Below are 16,877 nucleotides of genomic sequence, written 5' to 3' on the forward strand. Positions count from 1 at the left end.
GTATTAGCCGGAGCTGCAAGCGTGTCCTCCACCCATTGGACAAGGTTAATATTCCGTTATCACCGGCGTCAGTTAAGTCAGTGTGAGTGGAGTGTGCGGTGCGTCTTGTATCTTTACGAGCGCTGTTTGGTCGAAGGAAGGCCGTTGCCGAGCCGGTGTGGCATTACCCTGTCACGGGCTATTGCCCGGAAGAGGGGCGCTATTACGCCGTAAGGGCAAAGCCACGCCAGACAGTTCATAAACCGCATCGTCTGGTGCCGCTGGTTCTGGCGGCGGTGACCTATCTTTTCAACCCCAATGCGATTGCCTTTCAGGATATGGCGAGCCTCGTGCCGTCTGCCGATCTTGGCGCGCATCGCTGGACCGCCTTTGTCGCCAAGGCACCGGTCGGCTCGGTGCATCAGGCCGAAATGCCGTTCGTGGATGCAACGACTGTAACCGGCAGCATCGCCACCAACGGCATCGAAGTGCCGGGTATCGGACGGGTTGCGCTCTCTGGCGGACGAAAGTCGGCAAAGCTCGGCCCGGACGATCCGAACCCGGACGAAAACCGGATCAATCGTGCCGACAAGACCGGCCGTCTGGTCTCGGTGAAACCCAAGGCACCTGCCAAGGCTTTTACCGCCGGCAGCATGTTCGACAAGATCAGCATGATCACGCGTCCGCCGGAAAAGACGGACGCGAAAATGGCTTTCTCCAGCAAGCTGGAGGGCAAGGAAGTCGCCATCACAATGGCATTCCATGCGGTCATGCCACCGAAAATACGCTCTGAAATGCCGACCCAGCTTGCCAAGCTCATTACCAATGACCAGCCGGATGCGCTGGCCCTTGGTTATGCGCCTGCGACGCCGGACTATGGCAAGACATCGCCGTTCGAAAGCATCTTGAAGCCTCAGCCGGACGAAGGCCGCTTCGTGCCCCCCATCGGTGAAAAGGATCATGAATGGGCAGCAACACCTCTGCCGCCTTCTGCTTTCAGCAAGAGCGAACAGAAGTGCCTTGCGGAGGCCGTCTATTATGAAGCGCGCGGCGAAACGGTGAAGGGGCAGGTTGCCGTCGCTCAGGTTGTCCTCAACCGTGTGCGCAACCCGGCCTATCCGGGTTCGATCTGCGGCGTGGTCTACCAGAATCGCGACTGGCTCAATGCCTGCCAGTTTTCCTTTGCCTGTGACGGCCAGAAGCACCGCGTTACTGAAATGCCGCAATGGCGTATGGCCCAACAGGTGGCAAAGACCGTATCTGCCGGTCAGATCTGGCTGCCGGAAGTGGGCTCCGCCACCCACTATCACGCGACCTATGTTCGCCCGTTCTGGGCGCCGACCATGAAAAAGGTCACGAAAATCGGCCTCCATATTTTCTATCGTACCTATGGCGGCGGGTGGAGCTGATCCATCCAGTCTCCCGGCATAACCGGATCGGGCTGACTTCAGGTCACATTTTTGTTAGCGGACTAAAAGGTCGAACAGGCGCATAAGGCCGACTTTCGTATCGAGCCGAATATGGCGCGACCATCCAAAATCGATTCCGTTTTTTTAGCCAATAATGTGACCAATCTGATCCTTTGGTCGGAAAATGAGTCGCACTAGTATCTAAGTGATTGATATTGCTTGCTAAAAAACCTTTTGGAGCAATGCCTGCACCGCCTTGACTAGCGGGCGGCGTGTCAATATGTTGCGCGCAACTTGGAAATGGGATTGAAATCCTCGTATTTCTTGAAAAAGGAGCTGCCAATGGCGCGCGGGACTGAACCCGGAAAGCCATCCGGTGCGATCAAGAATGCGAAGAACGAACCCGGTTCCGGGGAGCTGGATCAGCGTTTGAACCGCCTGGAGGCCGAACTGGCCAAGAAGGGTGTGCTCAAACAACCGGCTTCCGAAGAGGAGCGATCGGCGACTGCAAGCTCGGTCGCGCAGGCCATGAAGATTTCCAGCGAGTTTATCGCAGGGGTTCTGGTCGGTGCGCTGATTGGCTGGTTCATTGATCGTGTCGCTGGTACATCGCCCTGGGGATTGATCGTATTTCTCCTCCTTGGCTTTGGTGCTGGCGTCCTCAACGTGCTTCGTTCCGCTGGATATGTTGCCGAACAGGGCAACATTAAATCTAGCGCGGAAAAGAACGACAAGAAATAGGACTTGACGGGCTTCCCGGTAAAGTTCGTTCAAGTGTAAGTGAACAAGTGGGCCGTCAGGCCCAGGAGTGAACAAGCGGGCCGTCAGGCCCGAGACTGAAACGCCTTCGGGCAGGCCAAATTGCCTTCGGGCAGGGAAGACAGACGAGGTTAAGGTGGCGAACGATCCGATCCATCAGTTCCAGGTTTCCCGGTGGATTCCCATCGATGTAGGCGGCGTTGACCTGTCGTTCACGAATGTTTCGGCCTTTATGGTCGCAACTGTCGTGGTCGCTTCGGGCTTTCTCTACCTGACGTCTTCGGGCCGCGGCCTGATCCCGACCCGTTTGCAGTCGGTTTCGGAAATGGCTTACGAGTTCGTGGCCACCAGCCTGAGAGATTCGGCAGGGTCGAAGGGCATGAAGTTCTTCCCCTTCGTCTTCTCGCTCTTCATGTTCGTGCTGGTCGCGAATTTCCTCGGTCTCTTTCCGTATTTCTATACGGTTACCAGCCAGATCATCGTAACCTTTGCACTCGCCGTTCTGGTCATCGGCACGGTCATCATCTACGGTTTCTTCAAGCACGGTTTCGGCTTCCTCAAGCTCTTCGTGCCGAGCGGCGTTCCGGGCATCATCGTGCCGCTGGTTGTAGCCATTGAAATCATCTCCTTCCTGTCGCGTCCGATCAGCCTCTCGGTTCGTCTCTTTGCGAACATGCTTGCTGGTCACATCACGCTCAAGGTTTTTGCGGGCTTCGTCGTTTCGCTGGCCGCGCTCGGCCCGATCGGCATCGGCGGCGCTATCCTGCCGCTGTTCATGACGGTCGCGATCACCGCACTCGAATTCCTCGTAGCCTTCCTGCAGGCCTACGTGTTTACCGTTCTCACCTGCATGTACATCAACGACGCTGTACATCCGGGACACTGAGTTCAAACCGGCGGGCGACCGCCAGAACTGAAATCCGCACTTATTTCAATCCAGAAGGAGCTCAACATGGAAGCGGAAGCAGCAAAGTACATCGGCGCCGGTCTCGCCTGTTTCGGTATGGCCGGTACGGCTCTCGGCCTCGGCAACATCTTCGGCCAATACCTCTCCGGCGCTCTGCGCAACCCGTCCGCTGCTGACAGCCAGTTCGGCCGTCTGGTGTTCGGTTTCGCCGTTACGGAAGCTCTGGGCATCTTCTCGCTGCTCATCGCGCTTCTGCTCCTCTTCGCCGTCTAATCAACGGTCGCAAGAAACGGGCTGGCCGCGAAGCAGCTTTGAGGACATCAACCGCAAGGTTGGTTCCATAAAGAAATGCAGACGCGGCTGGCCTTTGCATATGAGGTCTGAGTAAGGCATGATCCTTTTCCATCTGGATCAGATCGTGCTGGATTAAAGGGGAAATCTGGATGTTCGTGTCCACGGCGTTTGCCCAAACCGCCACCGAATCGCAACCGGCACCTGCTGCTGGCGAGCACGGCGCAGCCGATGCTGTGCACACCGAGACCGGGGTCGCCAACGATGCCGGACACGGCAGCGGCGTATTCCCGCCGTTTGATTCCACCCATTATGCATCGCAGATCCTCTGGCTCGCGATCACCTTCGGGCTTTTCTATCTGTTCATGTCGCGCGTGGTTCTGCCGCGCATCGGCGGCGTGATCGAAACCCGTCGTGACCGTATCGCTCAGGATCTCGAGCAGGCAGCCCGCCTCAAGCAGGATGCTGACAACGCTATTGCTGCCTATGAGCAGGAATTGACCCAGGCCCGCACCAAGGCTGCTTCGATCGCCGAAGCTGCGCGTGAAAAGGGCAAGGGCGAAGCCGACGCAGAACGCGCTTCCGCTGAAGCCGTACTGGAAGGCAAGCTCAAGGAAGCCGAAGAACGCATCGCCGCGATCAAGGCCAAGGCCATGAACGACGTCGGCAACATTGCCGAGGAAACTACGGCAGAGATCGTCGAACAGCTTCTGGGCGCCAAGGCTGACAAGGCTTCGGTAACAGCAGCCGTCAAGGCCGCTAACGCCTGAGGAGAGGACAATGGACGCTACATTCTGGGCACTGGTTGGCCTCATCATCTTTCTGGCAATCCTGGCCTATCTGAAGGTTCCGGCCATGGTCGGTCGTTCGCTCGATGAGCGCGCTGACCGTATCAAGAACGAACTGGAAGAAGCCCGCACGCTTCGCGAAGAGGCCCAGCAGCTGCTGGCCGAATACCATCGCAAGCGCAAGGAAGCCGAAAAGGAAGCAAGCGACATCGTTGCTTCCGCCGAGCGCGAAGCCAAGGCTCTTCTCGAAGACGCCAAGCGCGCAACGGAAGAATATGTTGTACGCCGCAACAAGCTTGCCGAGCAGAAGATAGCAACGGCTGAAGTTGACGCCATCAACGCAGTTCGTGCTTCGGCAGTCGATCTTGCAGTCGCTGCAGCCGGCAAGATCGTTGCCGACAAGGTCGACGCGAAGGTCGCAGGCAACCTGTTCAAGGATGCTCTGTCGCAGGTCAAGTCGAACCTGAACTGATTTCGACTCACAAAAGTTCTAACGAAAACGCCGCCTCGAAAGGGCGGCGTTTTTGTTTTTGGAGTTGCAGAATTGACTTCGATGATGATCTGATCAGCGGCACGGTTCCGTTCCACTCAGCTTGTGAAACAGCGGTCGGTATTGCTCCAGTGCCAGCTCATCCAATGTGTAGGCTTCCTGTGGTGTGAACCATCTGAGTTCCGTGTGCTCATGGTCGCGAATCGTGGGGCGCCCGCCCCAGGCGGTGACGGTATAGAGGTGGAATGATGCTGCCGGACTTGCCACTTCTATCGTCGCGAGAAATGAAAACGCGCGAAGCGCTAATCCGAGTTCTTCCTGGATTTCCCTTTCCAAGGCGTATTCAAAGCTTTCTCCCGCTTCCACGTGGCCGCCCGGAAAACTCCATCGGTTTGGATAGGCCCGCCGATCCGGGCTGCGACGTCCGAGAAGGATACCTTGAGGGCCGACGAGAACTCCATTGACGATATCCGGCATGATAGATGCTCCGATGCGAGATCAATCCTCGAGGTTTGCCAGCCGCGCAAGCGGCAATTCTCCCTGTGACTTGACCGTCTGGATGGCAAAGTTGCTTCGAATGTCGATCACGCCGGGAAGCCGTAACAGCGTGCCGGATAGAAAGCGCTCATAGGCAGCGAGATCAGCCACGACCACCTGCAACAGGAAATCGGATTCCCCCGATACAAGGTGGCAGGAGAAAACCTCCGGCAGGTTCTGCACGGAGGTACGAAAAGCAGTTGCCGTTTCCTCGTGATGGCGCTCCACCCGGATACCGACAAAGACCGTCAATCCAAGCCCGACCGCATTGCGATCCAGCGCTGCGTGATAGCCTTGAATGACGCCGGCCGTCTCGAGTATTTTGACGCGCCGCAGGCACGGAGAGGGCGATAAGCCGATTTTCTCCGCTAGCTGGACGTTGGAGAGCCGGGCATCTTCCTGAAGCGCCACGAGTATTCTGCGGTCGATGGCATCAAGTTTAAGTTTTGGCATGGTCTGATAGTCCAGGTTGGAATAATGGCAGATTATACCAAAATTACTTAGCAGTGCGCCATAAATCGCAAGGAAATGCGCATCCATCACCGGATAGTTTCGGATATTCTGCTGCTTCGCGGCGTTCTTTTATCGGACGTTTCGCGCAGCGGTCAGGCAGGTATCATTTTTGTGGGCGATATCGATGGGCGAGATGTGGTTATACGCAGGCGCATTGGCTGCTGCATTTCTTATTCCGGGACCAGACATGCTTCTGCTTCTCCAGACCGGCGCGGCACAGGGCCGGGCGCATGCGCTTGCGGCAGCCGCGGGCCTTGCAATCGCACGCGCATGTCATGTTGCTCTTGCCGCTTTTGGTCTGGCTGCGCTTCTGCACGCCTTTCCCATGGCTTTCCATTTCGTCCGGATCGTAAGCGCCTGCTATCTGGTTTGGCTTGCCATTGGCATTCTGCGCCACCCTTTGCCGACTGTGGATGCGGTTGGAGGCGTGCGCGAACGCCGTTCCTATCTGGCTTCGGCCCGCAAGGGTCTCCTCACCAATCTGCTCAACCCGAAAGCGCTGCTTTTCTGTTCGGTCCTGCTGCCGCAGTTCGTCCACCCGGAGAATGGCAGCATTACGCTCCAGTTCGCGTTGCTGGGAGCTATCATGACAGTGGTGGGATTGTCGTTCGACGCGATTTACGCTTTCACGGGGTCGTCGCTTGGCAACCTGTTCAAACGGTATCCCGCAATACAGACGGTCCAGCGCTGGGGTTTTGCGGCGCTGCTTTTCGGCTTCGCTGCCAAGCTGGCGACTGTGTGAAGTTTAAGCGCTGTAGCGGCCTTTGATGGGCGCGAAAGTGTAGCGGTGGATGCCGGGAACGGGGCCAGCCGTTTCGATGGCAGTGCGATGCTTGACGGTCGCGTAACCCGCATGGATTTCCAGCCCGTAGGGTGGATGGGCTGCACCGGCGCGTATCATCATGCGGTCACGTGTTACCTTGGCGACGATGGAGGCAGCGGCAATTGAAATGGATCGTTGATCGCCTTTGACGAGCGCCGAGCCAGGGCAGAGCAGTCCCGGTGGAACATCGCGCCCGTCGATCAGCGCATGGCAGGGCTGCAAGGTCAGGCCGACAGAAGCACGACGCATGGCTTCGAGTGCTGCCTTCCTGATATCGCTTCCATCAATGCTGCGTGCACTGAGGCTTGCAACCGAAACGGTGATGGCTTTTGCCAGAATGGTTTCGTAGAGCGCTTCCCGTTTTGCAGCCGTAAGTCGCTTGGAATCGTCCAGACCGTCCGGAAGATTATCGATGTCCAGCACGACCGCAGCGGCAACCACGGGACCGGCCAAGGGTCCGCGTCCGGCTTCATCGATGCCGGCAATATGTTTCAGTCCGCGCGAAAGCAGCTTTTTCTCTTCAGAAAAGTCAGGCGCGAGGGGGATATCAAAGAGGAGCGGAGAATCAGAAGTCGAGCGTTTCATTTGGCGGCAATGCTCGCATTGCTTCCGATTCTCCGCAAGGGCCCTGCTCGAGGATGGTGGCGTGAAAGCAGGTAGCCCTTCCGTCTGATCAAAAGGCAGACGGAAACTCAATCAACCATGGCAATATATGGACCGGCAGACATGCAGACGATCATTGGTGGGCGGCCCAGACCTGTTTCCAGCTTAAGGAAATGCGCTCTAGAACAGGGAAAGCTGTTTGCCTCCCTTTTCGACCGGTTCGAACAGGTCGGTGCGCAACTGAAGGCGGCGCGCATTGAAGCCGAGCTTGCGTGCGGTAATTTCGAAACGACGTCCGATCTGCCATGCGTAGGGGCCTGTGCCGCGCATGCGCTTGCCCCATTCGGCATCATAATCCTTGCCGTCGCGCATGGAGCGTACCAGTGACATGACATGGCGATAGCGATCCGGATAATTGCGCAGCAGCCAATCCTTGAACAAAGGCGCGACCTCAAGCGGCAGGCGCAGCAGAACATAACCTGCCTCACGCGCACCTTGCGCATAGGCTGCGTCCAGAATGCGTTCGATCTCATGATCGTTGATGCCCGGAATGACCGGGCCCATCATGACGGATGCCGGAATGCCCGCATCGGTCAGCTTGCGGATGGCCTGCAGCCGCAGCGTCGGCGTCGAGGCACGCGGTTCCATCGTACGGGACAGATTGGCATCGAGCGTCGTGACCGACAATGCGACCTTGGCCAGTCCTTTTTCGGCCATGCGGCTTAAAATATCGATGTCGCGCACGACCAGGGCAGACTTCGTCACGATGCCGACTGGATGATTGGCAGCCTCCAGCACTTCGAGAATTTCGCGCATGATGCGCCATTTCTTCTCGACCGGCTGATAGGGATCGGTATTGGTGCCGATGGCGATGGTTTTCGGCTGATAATTGGACTTGGCCAGTTCGCGTTCCAGAAGGCGCGCGGCGTCGGGCTTCGCAAACAGGCGGGATTCAAAGTCCAGACCGGCTGAAAGCCCCATGTAACTATGGGTCGGCCGCGCAAAACAATAGATGCAGCCATGTTCGCAACCGCGATAGGGATTGATCGAGCGATCGAAGTTGATGTCGGGCGAGTCATTGCGGGTGATGATCGTTCGCGGCTTTTCGATCTGCACATCGGTCTTGAATGGCGGCAGTTCTTCAAGCGTGGTCCAGCCGTCATCGAAGTCATGGCGTGTCGCGGGCTCGAAACGCCCGGTTGGATTGATGCCCGCGCCGCGTCCGCGCCGCCGGGCGTGGTCGATGCGCAAGCCAGCCTCGCCAATCATCGCATTGGCGTGATCCGCGCGCCCGCTACCGAAGGCAGCCCTGTCGGCCTGCTTGATGATATCTGCCTGCTGGATCACTTCCATCTTCGTCTCCCTGAGTGGAAACATCTGGCGTTGTACAGTCACGACGAAAGCAAACCGGACACCCTTTCGGGGCTGGAAACTGTTCTGTTGCGCGTGCCGTGCAGCCATGCGACTCTGTTCTGATGAATCTATTCCTATCGCAAGAAATAGAACAAATCAAGAACATATATGCGATAGCTTCCCGTTCACACGTTCTTGATATATGAAGCGCGCATGTTGTCTGTCGTCATCGAAACCCTGAATTCAGAAAGAGCGCTGGCCCATACGCTTTCGGCACTAGTGCCGGCTGTCGTGGAGGGTTTGCTGCGCCGTGTCACGGTCGTCGACAGAGGATCGTCGGATGAAACCGCTCTCGTTGCGCTGGGCGCGGGCTGCGCCTTTTATGCCGAAATGGATATTGAAACCGCGCTCGATGAAATTCGCACGCCGTGGGTTCTGCTTTTAAAGCCGGGAGCGATCCCGCAGGAAGGATGGGAGGAGATCCTCCGCCGCCACATGGAAAACGATGGCGACGCCGCGCGTTTTTCACTGCCGGAAGACAGTGGCTTCGGGACGGTCCGCAAAATCTTCGGTCACAAGGCGACACTGGATGCTGGTCTTCTGGTTCGCCTGGACGTGGTAAAGCCGCTGCTGCTCGATGGCGTTGCGTTTGATCAGCTTCCGCAGCGCTTGCGACCAACTCGCCTTAAACACCTCATTCTGCCGCCTAACGAAGACTGACCAAAACAAAAAGGCGAAGCTGGAAGCTTCGCCTTTTTTGTCAGGCATACTGACTCAAATAGTCCTGGCCAGATTAGTTCTGGTAAGAGGAAGGCGAAGCATCACCAAAGCGATGAGCCGAACCATCTTGATAGACCGGAGCCTTGTTGATCGAAGCCGGAGCCGTGTAGTCAAGCTTCTGGCTCTGGGTTGCAACCGGCGTACGGTCGTTTGCATAGAGATCGGCAGGTTCGCCGACATGTGGGTTTTCAGCGAAAGCGGCACCGGCGCTAAGGGCAACGGCAACAGCAGCAAGAGCAAACTTTTTCATTTTCGTAATCCTTCTGGAGCATTTTGCAGTCAAATGGGAGCATTTGACGTCGCACAAATGCAGTGAAACAAATCGCCCCTTCGGATGGCATAGAAGCCTTTCCGGGCTCCCGGTTGGCAACCGTGCCATCCATCGGGGAGATAACTGGGGAAGCTGAATGACTGGAAGGATATCCAGCTTTGAAATTCATCGTGGCGTCATCGGCTGGGAGGCTTTGATGACGCCCTGCACTTAAGCCTTGAGGAAAGGCTTAGTTCTGGTAGCTCGAAGGCGATGCGTCACCGAAACGATGAGCCGAACCGTCCTGGAATGAGGACTGGCCGATCGAAGCGGGAGCGGTGTAGTCGACCTTCTGGGAAGCAACCGGCGTGCGGTCGTTTGCATAAAGATCGGCAGGTTCGCCAACGCGCGGGTTTTCAGCAAAGGCAGCACCGGCGCTAAGAGCGAGGGCAGCGGCAGCAAGAACAATCTTTTTCATTTTCCTATCTCCTTGGAAAGTGGAGCGGCGTTTTGTTCGTCGTTCCGATACTACTGAAATGGGTGACAGTGGAGAAAAGTTCCAGTCACGAAAATGTTTTCTTAATCACACATTCTTGCCCGTAATGTTTTGAGAAACGATTATGACCGTTAAAAAAAGAAAATAATAACAATAGTTTGATTGATATGCCAGCAATTACATGACTGTTACAAAGCCATCTTTGTTCGAAATGCGCGAACAGTCTGTCCCAATATATTGTCCAATGAGAGTGAACAATTGGGCAACTTTTCGGGTTTTCGGAAGGGAGGCTGTTCAGAATTTATTCTTGGGACGAAACCGTGTGGGTTGCGATTGTGAACCAGTCCGGTCTTTTGGCGGAAACAATTGCCGCGGCCCGCTCTGTAGCGGCCGTGTCTTCGAAGATCGCATAACAGGTTGCGCCTGAGCCCGACATCTGTGCGTAGAGCGAACCGCACGCACGAAGCAGATCGAGTTTATCGCCGATCCGGGGTGCGAGTTTCAGCGCAGGAGGCAGAAGATCGTTGCGGGTTGTCTGTAGATAAGCACATAGCTGGCCGATATCAGCGTGGGAAGCGAGCCTCAAGGCCGGATGATTGCGTTTGTCTAGCGCGCGGAAAACATCAGGTGTTGCCACAGCGGTTCCGTCATTGACGAGCAACATGGGCAAGGCTGGAAATCCGGTAACGGGGGTCAGGTTTTCACCGATGCCACGGGCTGCAAGAGGCGTACCCTTCGATGCGCCGTGCAGACACATCGGCAGGTCGGCACCAAGACCAAGGCCGATCATAGCGAGTTGCTCAAAACCGAGATCAAGTCGCCACAACGCATCAAGCGCCAGCAGCGTCGCGGCCGCATCGCTCGATCCACCGCCTATGCCGGACGCGATGGGAAGGTTCTTTTCCAGATGGATGGCGACAGGCGGCAGAGCCCTTTGCGCATGACCGCGCAAGGCATTGCGTGCCTTGAGAACCAGATTGCTGCCATCGAACGGGATGCCGGCTGCGAAAAGACCGCTGACCGTGAAGCTATCCTTTTCGGCAAACTGGATACGGATGACGTCGCCATAGCGCGCAAAGACCACCAGCATTTCGAGCAGATGATAGCCGTCGTCGCGACGCCCGGTCACATGGAGCGCGAGATTGATCTTGGCCGGAGCTACACGCGTCACGCCACACGCAAACCCGGCATTCGCGGGTGTTTCGGCTGTCGGGAAATCGGTCATTTCTGGTTGCGAATCGGCTTTGGAGGAAACATGGCGCTCCGGCTGCCGTCGGGCGCGCTCCGGTATCGGCTAAAAACTCTCTTCAGCGAAAGGTCAGTCTTTCTTGACGTGATATTCGCCCGTTTTTGGGTCCTGTACCAACGTTCCATGGGCCCTGTTCTGTGTTTCCTTTTCCGCCTGACGCACACGCTGGGACACGCGTGAAGCTTCACGCTTGAACGAGCGGTAGCCGTACCATGCGGCGGCGATGATCAGCAGCAGAAAAATGAGCTGGGGCATGGCCTCAAGTCCTTAAGGGTCGCACTTCGGATTGCCTGGTCGCAAAGGCCGAAATGCCGGATGTTCATGAAGGGGCAGGAAGCGGCCCGCCCCACTTTCGGATACCATATCACGGCAAAACGAAGGAATTCAAAATATTGGTTCGAGAATCGACGGCGATTTTCGGTTATGTTTTGATTTTAAAGACCATAACGACCCCAAAGCGCCTTTTCTTCGGCGACCGAAAGCAGCCCGTCGCCAAGATGTGCGGCAATGGAAGCCGGTTCAAGATTGCTCAATGCCATATTCATGGCCATATCCACGCCGGGCATCTTGCGTCCCAGAAGGCCGCGCTTTTGTTCGACCAGCTTGAGCTTGACCTTGTCGCCATAGGTCTTGCGCAGGACGCCGCGCATGTCGCCAAGCCCGTCAATCAAACCAAGCTGCTGCGCCTTGATGCCGGTCCAGAACAACCCCGTAAACAGGTCTTTGTCTTCTGCAAGCTTGCTGCCGCGCCGTTCCTTCACCATGTCGATGAAGGTTTCATGGATTTCAAGCTGCAGCGATTTCAGCCGCTCGATATCGGCCTTCTTTTCGGGCTGGAACGGATCGAGTGTCACCTTGTTGGAACCCGCCGTATAAACGCGGCGCTCGACACCGATCTTCTTCAAAAGCTCGGGGAAACCGAAGGACGCCGACACCACGCCAATAGAACCGACGATGGATGACGGATCAGCGATGATCTCATCCCCGGCAAGTGCAATCATATAGCCGCCTGAGGCAGCGACATCTTCAACGAAGATAAAAACCTTCTTTTGATGTTCGGCGGCAAGATCGCGGATGCGCCGGTAGATCAGTCGGGACTGTACAGGCGAACCACCGGGCGAGTTGAGTGAAATGGCGACGGCCGGCGCTTCCTTGTCGGTGAATGCCTTTTCAAGAATAGCCGCAGTCGACGCTAATGAGAGCATCGGACGGAACGCAGATCCGCCAGACATGATGGCGCCATGCAGTCGCACGACAGGTATCTCGATGGAAACCGGACGGAAGCGGCGCGGAACGAGGCGCGTCAATAAACCGGGCAAAGTAAACTCCTGCTTACAGAAATAATTTCAGCCAAATGTAGGAAGCAATATGGCAAACACAAAGAAAACTGCCCGGAATTTTGTTTTTCGGGCAGTGGTATCGTTTCTGTCAGGTGGTTTTCGGCTTCGTGACCAACCGCAGCAGAATATAGCCGCAAATGGCCGACAAGCCCGACCCGGCCAGCACGCCAATCTTTGTTTCCGCCTGCATGAGTTCGGACGGGAAGGAGAGGAGGCCAATGAAGATGCTCATCGTAAAGCCGATTCCGCACAGGATCGCCACGCCGTAGAGCTGGATCCATGTCGCGCCAAGCGGCTTTTGCGCCATCCCCGTCTTGATCGCGAGCCAGGCCGCGCCGAAAACGCCGAGCTGCTTGCCGATGAAGAGGCCAAGCATGATGCCAAGCGTGAGCGTGTCCCGCATCACCGAGGCGTCAAGACCGGCAAACGATATGCCCGCATTGGCGAAGCCGAAAACCGGCACGATGATGAACGCAACAGGCTTTGCCAGCGCGTGTTCCAGCACATGCAGCGGTGAAGTCATGTCGTCGGGCTTGCCGGGGGCGGCCTTCAGCGGAATCATCAGTGCGGTCACCACGCCCGCAACCGTTGCATGAACGCCGGAATTCAGCACGAAGAACCAGAGCGCTGCACCGCCGATCAGATAGGGCAGGAGCTTCATCACGCCCATGCGGTTCATGGTGAACAGAGCAAGAGCGGCGACAACAGCCCCGCCGAGATAGGGCATAGAGATTTCGGCCGTATAGAAAATCGCAATGATAACCACGGCCGCGAGATCGTCGAGAATTGCGAGCGTCGCCAGAAACACCTTGAGGCTCGAGGGTACCCGCGAACCCAGCAGCGACAGCACGCCGAGCGCAAAAGCGATGTCTGTTGCAGATGGCACAGCCCAACCCCGCACTTTGGCGGGGTCATGCCAATTGAACGCTGTGAAGATGAGGGCTGGCAGGATGACGCCGCCCGCAGCGGCGATGCCGGGCAGCATGCGGTTTGGCCAGCTTGCCAGTTGTCCGTCGAGAAATTCGCGTTTGATTTCCAGCCCCACGAGCAGAAAGAACACTGCCATCAAGGCGTCGTTGATCCAGTGGGAAAGGCTGAGGGGGCCGATATAAATGTGAAGTGCTTCGAAATAGGCGTGCGAGAATGGAGAATTCGCCACAATCAGAGCAAGCGCCGCCGCCGCCATGAGGCTGATGCCACCGGCAGATTCGCTATCCAGAAAGCGCCGCATGATCGATACGGGGCGGCTTTTGTTCGTGCTGTGGTTCATTGGTTCCCGTTGCCTGTTCTTGCCGGTTTATTGTTTGCGCTTTTTCGGAAAAGGGCGGCGGGGAGCCGCAGAACGAAAATTGCGACTTTAGGAATATTGGCTCGAATATGAGGTTTCAATCAAAATTACCTGTTCTGATCGAAATCGATACGCTCGCACTGTCGGAACTTCTGAAATGCTGCTGTGTTATCCGATCCGGGAGGAGACGCCGATGGTGCTCACAGCTATTTTTGCCCAGCTCAATTGTTCCGACCTCAAACGCAGCACGGAATGGTTTGCCACAATTTTTGATCGTGGGCCTGATGCGCGACCGATGCAGGGCCTGGCGGAATGGCATCACGGGTCAAGCGCAGGCTTCCAGCTTTACCAGAACCCGGCTGACGCGGGACACGGCACGCTGACACTCATCGTCCGCGACGTGAGGGCTGAACATGCACGTCTATCGTTCGACGGGATTCGCCCAGGAAATGTCGAGACAGCCGACTATACGACGATTCTGAGATTGCACGACCCGGACCGCAATCTCGTCGTGCTGGCGCAGCCTAAATATTAGAGCATGTCTCCCGAAAGTGGGAACCGGTTTCGGGATAAAGACATGCATGAGAACAAAGAAATAGAGCATTTCCAATGCTTCAGGAAAAACAGGAAATACTCTAAAGGAGGGCGTCGAGCCCGTTATTGATGCCATCGGCGCGGGGTGTGAAACCATGTCCCTCGCTGCCGTGAAGTACGAGCGCCGGCATCAAGGACAGGCCAGCACGGCTCCCGCTTGTCCCTGTCACGACGATACGGATCGCCGACGCATCGGGGCGCGGCTGGACGGGAATGATCTTCAGGCCGCCAAACCGTCCTGAAAGTGCCTCCAGGATGGAGGAAATGGAGCCGGGCCGGGCAATAATGGCAATACCGCCGCCGGGTTTCACAACAGCTGCCGCAGTGCGCACCCATTGTTCGAACATGCCTTCTGGCATGACATGCGCTTCGGCCTTCAACGGATCGGGGGTGCTGCGATCGCGTGCTTCGTTGAAGGGCGGGTTCATGATGGCGAAATCGAAGCTGTTATCGACAAGTCCCGCGGCGATGCGTGCCTTGCCTCTCAGTGCGACGTCGGCCTCGATGACGTCGATCCGTCCTGCCAGCGCTAAATTGAGCGGATGCGCAATGCTTCTGCGGGCAAAATTGGCCATGAAACCGGAACGTTCGAACAGGGTGATGCTGGCGCCAGGGCAGCGAGAGGCAACGGCAAGCCCGGCAGCGCCTGCTCCGCTGCCAAGATCGGCAACGCGTCCGGCAAAACCGTTTGGAACGGCACTTGCCAGAATCATCGCATCCACACCGGAACGATGGCCTTTCAATGCGGGCTGGATGAGATGAAACGCTCCGCGATGAAACACATCCAGTGTTTCTCCCGCTTCCTCTCTGGTTTCAAAGCTTGCTTCCGAATTCATTGATCGCGCAGTTCGTGTTCAATCTCGGCATCGACCAGAATCTGCCGTGCTTCTTCAAGCTGCTCTTCGCTGACCAGAAGGCGACGTGGCAGCACGCCCAAAGAGCCTTCGATGATGCTCATATTGGTGTCGGCAATGAAATAAACGATCCCGGCCTCTTTCATCAAGGCCTCGGCAAAGGACAGCAGAACGGAATCATTCGTACGGATAAGTTCGATCATTTGGACAGTTTGTAGCGAATGCACCGCATTGACAACAGCTTCCTTCAATGGTGAACAGGCGTCGAACGTTTACGCTTCGAGGACGCTTTGGGGGCAGTTGCGACTTGAGCAATCCGGTCCGTTTCAATAATGTGGCCGGGCAGCTAGGAGAAATGGCATTGGGTGTGGTTCTGAATCTGGACGGTAACAAAAAGCAGGAAGGATCGGTTCAGCCGCTTGTCGATCTGACAAAGGCCGATATGGCGCGGGTGAACGAAATGATCCTGTCGCGTGCCGGGTCCGATGTCGAAATGATACCGGAAGTCGCCAATCATCTGATTTCCTCCGGCGGCAAGCGCCTGCGCCCGATGATGACGCTCGCAGCCGCTCGCATGTTCGGCTACGAAGGCGACGGCCATGTGCGTCTCGCGACCGCCGTGGAATTCATGCACACGGCAACGCTCTTGCATGACGATGTGGTCGATGAAAGCGATCTGCGCCGCGGAAAAAGCACGGCGCGCATGATCTGGGGCAACCAGGCCAGCGTTCTTGTCGGCGATTTCCTTCTCGGGCAGGCCTTCAAAATGATGGTCGATGTCGGTTCGCTCGATGCGCTCGACGTTTTGGCCACCTCGGCTTCTGTCATCGCTGAAGGCGAAGTGATGCAGCTCGCCGCCGCCAAGAACATGGAAACCACCGAAGACGAATATCTGGCGGTCATCAAGGCCAAGACGGCTGCGCTGTTCTCTGCTGCGGCCGAAGTCGGCCCGATCATCGCCGGTGTGCAGCGCTCGGACCGCGCGGCGCTTCGCGATTACGGCCTCAATCTGGGTCTCGCTTTCCAGCTTGTCGATGACGCGCTTGATTATGGCGGCTCGGCTGCCGATCTCGGCAAGAACACAGGTGACGATTTCCGTGAAGGCAAGATCACGTTGCCGGTGATTTTGAGCTATCGCCGCGGCACCGACGATGAACGCGCTTTCTGGAAGCACGCGATCGAAGACGGTGCGAGCGACGACGCCTCGCTTGAAAAAGCCATCGGGCTGATGACGAAGCACGGCGCGATTGCCGACACGGTGCAGCGCGCGCGGCATTTCGGCGAAATTGCCCGCGATGCACTGGCGCCTTTGAAAGCAACGCCTCAGAAGGACGCGCTGATCGAAGTCATCGATTTCTGCATCAGCCGCGTGAACTGACCGGCAGTCGTTGTAAAAGGCGGGTGCTGCAAACCCCGGCCAGCATTTTTGCTGGCAACAATACTCAGGAAAAGCGTCCTATCACGGATGCTTTTCTTGCCCCGCCATCCCAAAAAGGCCATGCTTGGGGTGCCTTTTCCGGCAAAGAGACAGCGTGCCCGGCTTTTGAGCCGCCTGGAGTTTGCTTGCCGGTGTC

At 56.8% G+C, this 16,877-nt stretch carries 22 protein-coding genes; 10 read left to right on the forward strand and 12 right to left on the reverse strand.

Features of this window, described 5'->3' with window-relative positions; genetic code table 11:
* The first annotated feature begins 98 nt into the window (after positions 1-98).
* From CQZ93_RS02205 to CQZ93_RS02230, 6 genes are all read left to right on the forward strand, one after another.
* On the forward strand, positions 99-1,388 hold the full coding sequence (locus CQZ93_RS02205) for a cell wall hydrolase (RefSeq protein WP_105541135.1): 1,290 nt from the start codon (positions 99-101) through the stop codon (positions 1,386-1,388).
* A 342-nt stretch (positions 1,389-1,730) separates the two neighbouring features.
* Positions 1,731-2,129 carry an AtpZ/AtpI family protein gene (locus CQZ93_RS02210; RefSeq protein ID WP_105541136.1) on the forward strand — a complete coding sequence of 133 codons (399 nt, stop codon included), beginning with the start codon at positions 1,731-1,733 and terminating at the stop codon, positions 2,127-2,129.
* A gap of 154 nt (positions 2,130-2,283) precedes the next feature.
* On the forward strand, positions 2,284-3,033 hold the full coding sequence (locus CQZ93_RS02215) for a F0F1 ATP synthase subunit A (protein WP_105541137.1): 750 nt from the start codon (positions 2,284-2,286) through the stop codon (positions 3,031-3,033).
* A gap of 66 nt (positions 3,034-3,099) precedes the next feature.
* Positions 3,100-3,327 (forward strand): F0F1 ATP synthase subunit C, encoded by a 228-nt coding sequence (locus tag CQZ93_RS02220; protein WP_002963544.1) that lies wholly within the window; start codon positions 3,100-3,102, stop codon positions 3,325-3,327.
* Positions 3,328-3,497: 170 nt separating this feature from the next.
* A complete protein-coding gene (locus CQZ93_RS02225; RefSeq protein WP_105541138.1) occupies positions 3,498-4,115 on the forward strand; it encodes a F0F1 ATP synthase subunit B in 618 nt (205 codons plus the stop codon).
* Between the two features lie 10 nt (positions 4,116-4,125).
* A complete protein-coding gene (locus CQZ93_RS02230) occupies positions 4,126-4,605 on the forward strand; it encodes a F0F1 ATP synthase subunit B (protein WP_105541139.1) in 480 nt (159 codons plus the stop codon).
* Between the two features lie 93 nt (positions 4,606-4,698).
* Here the strand turns inward: CQZ93_RS02230 and CQZ93_RS02235 are convergent, their stop codons facing one another.
* Both CQZ93_RS02235 and CQZ93_RS02240 read right to left on the reverse strand, forming a co-directional pair.
* On the reverse strand, positions 4,699-5,100 hold the full coding sequence (locus tag CQZ93_RS02235) for an NUDIX domain-containing protein (RefSeq protein ID WP_105541140.1): 402 nt from the start codon (positions 5,098-5,100) through the stop codon (positions 4,699-4,701).
* Between the two features lie 21 nt (positions 5,101-5,121).
* Positions 5,122-5,613 (reverse strand): Lrp/AsnC family transcriptional regulator, encoded by a 492-nt coding sequence (locus tag CQZ93_RS02240; RefSeq protein ID WP_105543142.1) that lies wholly within the window; start codon positions 5,611-5,613, stop codon positions 5,122-5,124.
* Positions 5,614-5,797: 184 nt separating this feature from the next.
* On the opposite strand from CQZ93_RS02240, the gene CQZ93_RS02245 reads away from it, so the two are divergent.
* Positions 5,798-6,415 carry a LysE family translocator gene (locus CQZ93_RS02245; RefSeq protein WP_105541141.1) on the forward strand — a complete coding sequence of 206 codons (618 nt, stop codon included), beginning with the start codon at positions 5,798-5,800 and terminating at the stop codon, positions 6,413-6,415.
* Positions 6,416-6,418: 3 nt separating this feature from the next.
* Here CQZ93_RS02245 and rnhB read toward each other — a convergent pair whose 3' ends face one another.
* Positions 6,419-7,081, reverse strand: a complete 663-nt coding sequence (gene rnhB, locus CQZ93_RS02250) for a ribonuclease HII (RefSeq protein WP_105541142.1) — start codon at positions 7,079-7,081, stop codon at positions 6,419-6,421.
* A gap of 198 nt (positions 7,082-7,279) precedes the next feature.
* A complete protein-coding gene (locus tag CQZ93_RS02255) occupies positions 7,280-8,452 on the reverse strand; it encodes a PA0069 family radical SAM protein (RefSeq protein ID WP_105541143.1) in 1,173 nt (390 codons plus the stop codon).
* A gap of 213 nt (positions 8,453-8,665) precedes the next feature.
* Here CQZ93_RS02255 and CQZ93_RS02260 point away from each other — a divergent pair, with 213 nt between their 5' ends.
* Positions 8,666-9,172, forward strand: coding sequence for a glycosyltransferase family protein (locus tag CQZ93_RS02260; RefSeq protein WP_105541144.1), 507 nt, complete (start codon positions 8,666-8,668; stop codon positions 9,170-9,172).
* Positions 9,173-9,245: 73 nt separating this feature from the next.
* Here CQZ93_RS02260 and CQZ93_RS02265 read toward each other — a convergent pair whose 3' ends face one another.
* The 6 genes from CQZ93_RS02265 to nhaA all read right to left on the reverse strand — a co-directional run bounded on the left by CQZ93_RS02265 (position 9,246) and on the right by nhaA (position 13,837).
* Positions 9,246-9,482, reverse strand: a complete 237-nt coding sequence (locus tag CQZ93_RS02265; protein ID WP_105541145.1) for a hypothetical protein — start codon at positions 9,480-9,482, stop codon at positions 9,246-9,248.
* Between the two features lie 250 nt (positions 9,483-9,732).
* The gene (locus tag CQZ93_RS02270; RefSeq protein ID WP_105541146.1) at positions 9,733-9,960 is read right to left on the reverse strand and encodes a hypothetical protein; all 228 of its coding nucleotides are present in this window, start codon (positions 9,958-9,960) and stop codon (positions 9,733-9,735) included.
* A 319-nt stretch (positions 9,961-10,279) separates the two neighbouring features.
* Positions 10,280-11,203, reverse strand: a complete 924-nt coding sequence (locus CQZ93_RS02275) for a 4-(cytidine 5'-diphospho)-2-C-methyl-D-erythritol kinase (RefSeq protein ID WP_105541147.1) — start codon at positions 11,201-11,203, stop codon at positions 10,280-10,282.
* Between the two features lie 93 nt (positions 11,204-11,296).
* The gene (locus tag CQZ93_RS02280) at positions 11,297-11,482 is read right to left on the reverse strand and encodes a hypothetical protein (protein ID WP_105541148.1); all 186 of its coding nucleotides are present in this window, start codon (positions 11,480-11,482) and stop codon (positions 11,297-11,299) included.
* Between the two features lie 179 nt (positions 11,483-11,661).
* Positions 11,662-12,546, reverse strand: coding sequence for a S49 family peptidase (locus tag CQZ93_RS02285; RefSeq protein ID WP_105541149.1), 885 nt, complete (start codon positions 12,544-12,546; stop codon positions 11,662-11,664).
* 109 nt (positions 12,547-12,655) lie between these two features.
* Positions 12,656-13,837, reverse strand: coding sequence for a Na+/H+ antiporter NhaA (nhaA, locus tag CQZ93_RS02290; protein WP_105541150.1), 1,182 nt, complete (start codon positions 13,835-13,837; stop codon positions 12,656-12,658).
* Between the two features lie 211 nt (positions 13,838-14,048).
* On the opposite strand from nhaA, the gene CQZ93_RS02295 reads away from it, so the two are divergent.
* Positions 14,049-14,390 carry a VOC family protein gene (locus tag CQZ93_RS02295; protein ID WP_105543143.1) on the forward strand — a complete coding sequence of 114 codons (342 nt, stop codon included), beginning with the start codon at positions 14,049-14,051 and terminating at the stop codon, positions 14,388-14,390.
* A 100-nt stretch (positions 14,391-14,490) separates the two neighbouring features.
* On the opposite strand, the gene CQZ93_RS02300 is transcribed toward CQZ93_RS02295, so the two are convergent.
* Together CQZ93_RS02300 and CQZ93_RS02305 are read right to left on the reverse strand one after the other, a co-directional pair.
* Positions 14,491-15,285 (reverse strand): tRNA1(Val) (adenine(37)-N6)-methyltransferase, encoded by a 795-nt coding sequence (locus CQZ93_RS02300; RefSeq protein ID WP_105541151.1) that lies wholly within the window; start codon positions 15,283-15,285, stop codon positions 14,491-14,493.
* Positions 15,282-15,506: a putative signal transducing protein gene (locus CQZ93_RS02305; protein WP_105543145.1), complete on the reverse strand. Its 225-nt coding sequence runs from the start codon at positions 15,504-15,506 to the stop codon at positions 15,282-15,284. The genes CQZ93_RS02300 and CQZ93_RS02305 overlap by 4 nt, the downstream gene beginning before the upstream one ends.
* Before the next feature lie 158 nt (positions 15,507-15,664).
* Between CQZ93_RS02305 and CQZ93_RS02310 the strand changes: the two genes are divergently transcribed.
* On the forward strand, positions 15,665-16,681 hold the full coding sequence (locus CQZ93_RS02310; protein ID WP_105543144.1) for a polyprenyl synthetase family protein: 1,017 nt from the start codon (positions 15,665-15,667) through the stop codon (positions 16,679-16,681).
* Positions 16,682-16,877: the final 196 nt, after the last annotated feature.

Source organism: Ochrobactrum vermis (assembly GCF_002975205.1).
GTDB lineage: Bacteria > Pseudomonadota > Alphaproteobacteria > Rhizobiales > Rhizobiaceae > Brucella > Brucella vermis.

Bases quoted from the DNA above. Each gene is read 5' to 3' on its own strand.
- CQZ93_RS02210 (WP_105541136.1), top strand. From the start codon at position 1,731: ATGGCGCGCGGGACTGAACCCGGAAAGCCATCCGGTGCGATCAAGAAT.
- CQZ93_RS02220 (WP_002963544.1), top strand. From the start codon at position 3,100: ATGGAAGCGGAAGCAGCAAAGTACATCGGCGCCGGTCTCGCCTGTTTC.
- CQZ93_RS02225 (WP_105541138.1), top strand. From the start codon at position 3,498: ATGTTCGTGTCCACGGCGTTTGCCCAAACCGCCACCGAATCGCAACCG.
- CQZ93_RS02230 (WP_105541139.1), top strand. From the start codon at position 4,126: ATGGACGCTACATTCTGGGCACTGGTTGGCCTCATCATCTTTCTGGCA.
- CQZ93_RS02235 (WP_105541140.1), bottom strand. From the start codon at position 5,100: ATGCCGGATATCGTCAATGGAGTTCTCGTCGGCCCTCAAGGTATCCTT.
- CQZ93_RS02240 (WP_105543142.1), bottom strand. From the start codon at position 5,613: ATGCCAAAACTTAAACTTGATGCCATCGACCGCAGAATACTCGTGGCG.
- CQZ93_RS02245 (WP_105541141.1), top strand. From the start codon at position 5,798: ATGGGCGAGATGTGGTTATACGCAGGCGCATTGGCTGCTGCATTTCTT.
- rnhB (WP_105541142.1), bottom strand. From the start codon at position 7,081: ATGAAACGCTCGACTTCTGATTCTCCGCTCCTCTTTGATATCCCCCTC.
- CQZ93_RS02255 (WP_105541143.1), bottom strand. From the start codon at position 8,452: ATGGAAGTGATCCAGCAGGCAGATATCATCAAGCAGGCCGACAGGGCT.
- CQZ93_RS02260 (WP_105541144.1), top strand. From the start codon at position 8,666: ATGTTGTCTGTCGTCATCGAAACCCTGAATTCAGAAAGAGCGCTGGCC.
- CQZ93_RS02265 (WP_105541145.1), bottom strand. From the start codon at position 9,482: ATGAAAAAGTTTGCTCTTGCTGCTGTTGCCGTTGCCCTTAGCGCCGGT.
- CQZ93_RS02270 (WP_105541146.1), bottom strand. From the start codon at position 9,960: ATGAAAAAGATTGTTCTTGCTGCCGCTGCCCTCGCTCTTAGCGCCGGT.
- CQZ93_RS02275 (WP_105541147.1), bottom strand. From the start codon at position 11,203: ATGACCGATTTCCCGACAGCCGAAACACCCGCGAATGCCGGGTTTGCG.
- CQZ93_RS02280 (WP_105541148.1), bottom strand. From the start codon at position 11,482: ATGCCCCAGCTCATTTTTCTGCTGCTGATCATCGCCGCCGCATGGTAC.
- nhaA (WP_105541150.1), bottom strand. From the start codon at position 13,837: ATGAACCACAGCACGAACAAAAGCCGCCCCGTATCGATCATGCGGCGC.
- CQZ93_RS02295 (WP_105543143.1), top strand. From the start codon at position 14,049: ATGGTGCTCACAGCTATTTTTGCCCAGCTCAATTGTTCCGACCTCAAA.
- CQZ93_RS02300 (WP_105541151.1), bottom strand. From the start codon at position 15,285: ATGAATTCGGAAGCAAGCTTTGAAACCAGAGAGGAAGCGGGAGAAACA.
- CQZ93_RS02305 (WP_105543145.1), bottom strand. From the start codon at position 15,506: ATGATCGAACTTATCCGTACGAATGATTCCGTTCTGCTGTCCTTTGCC.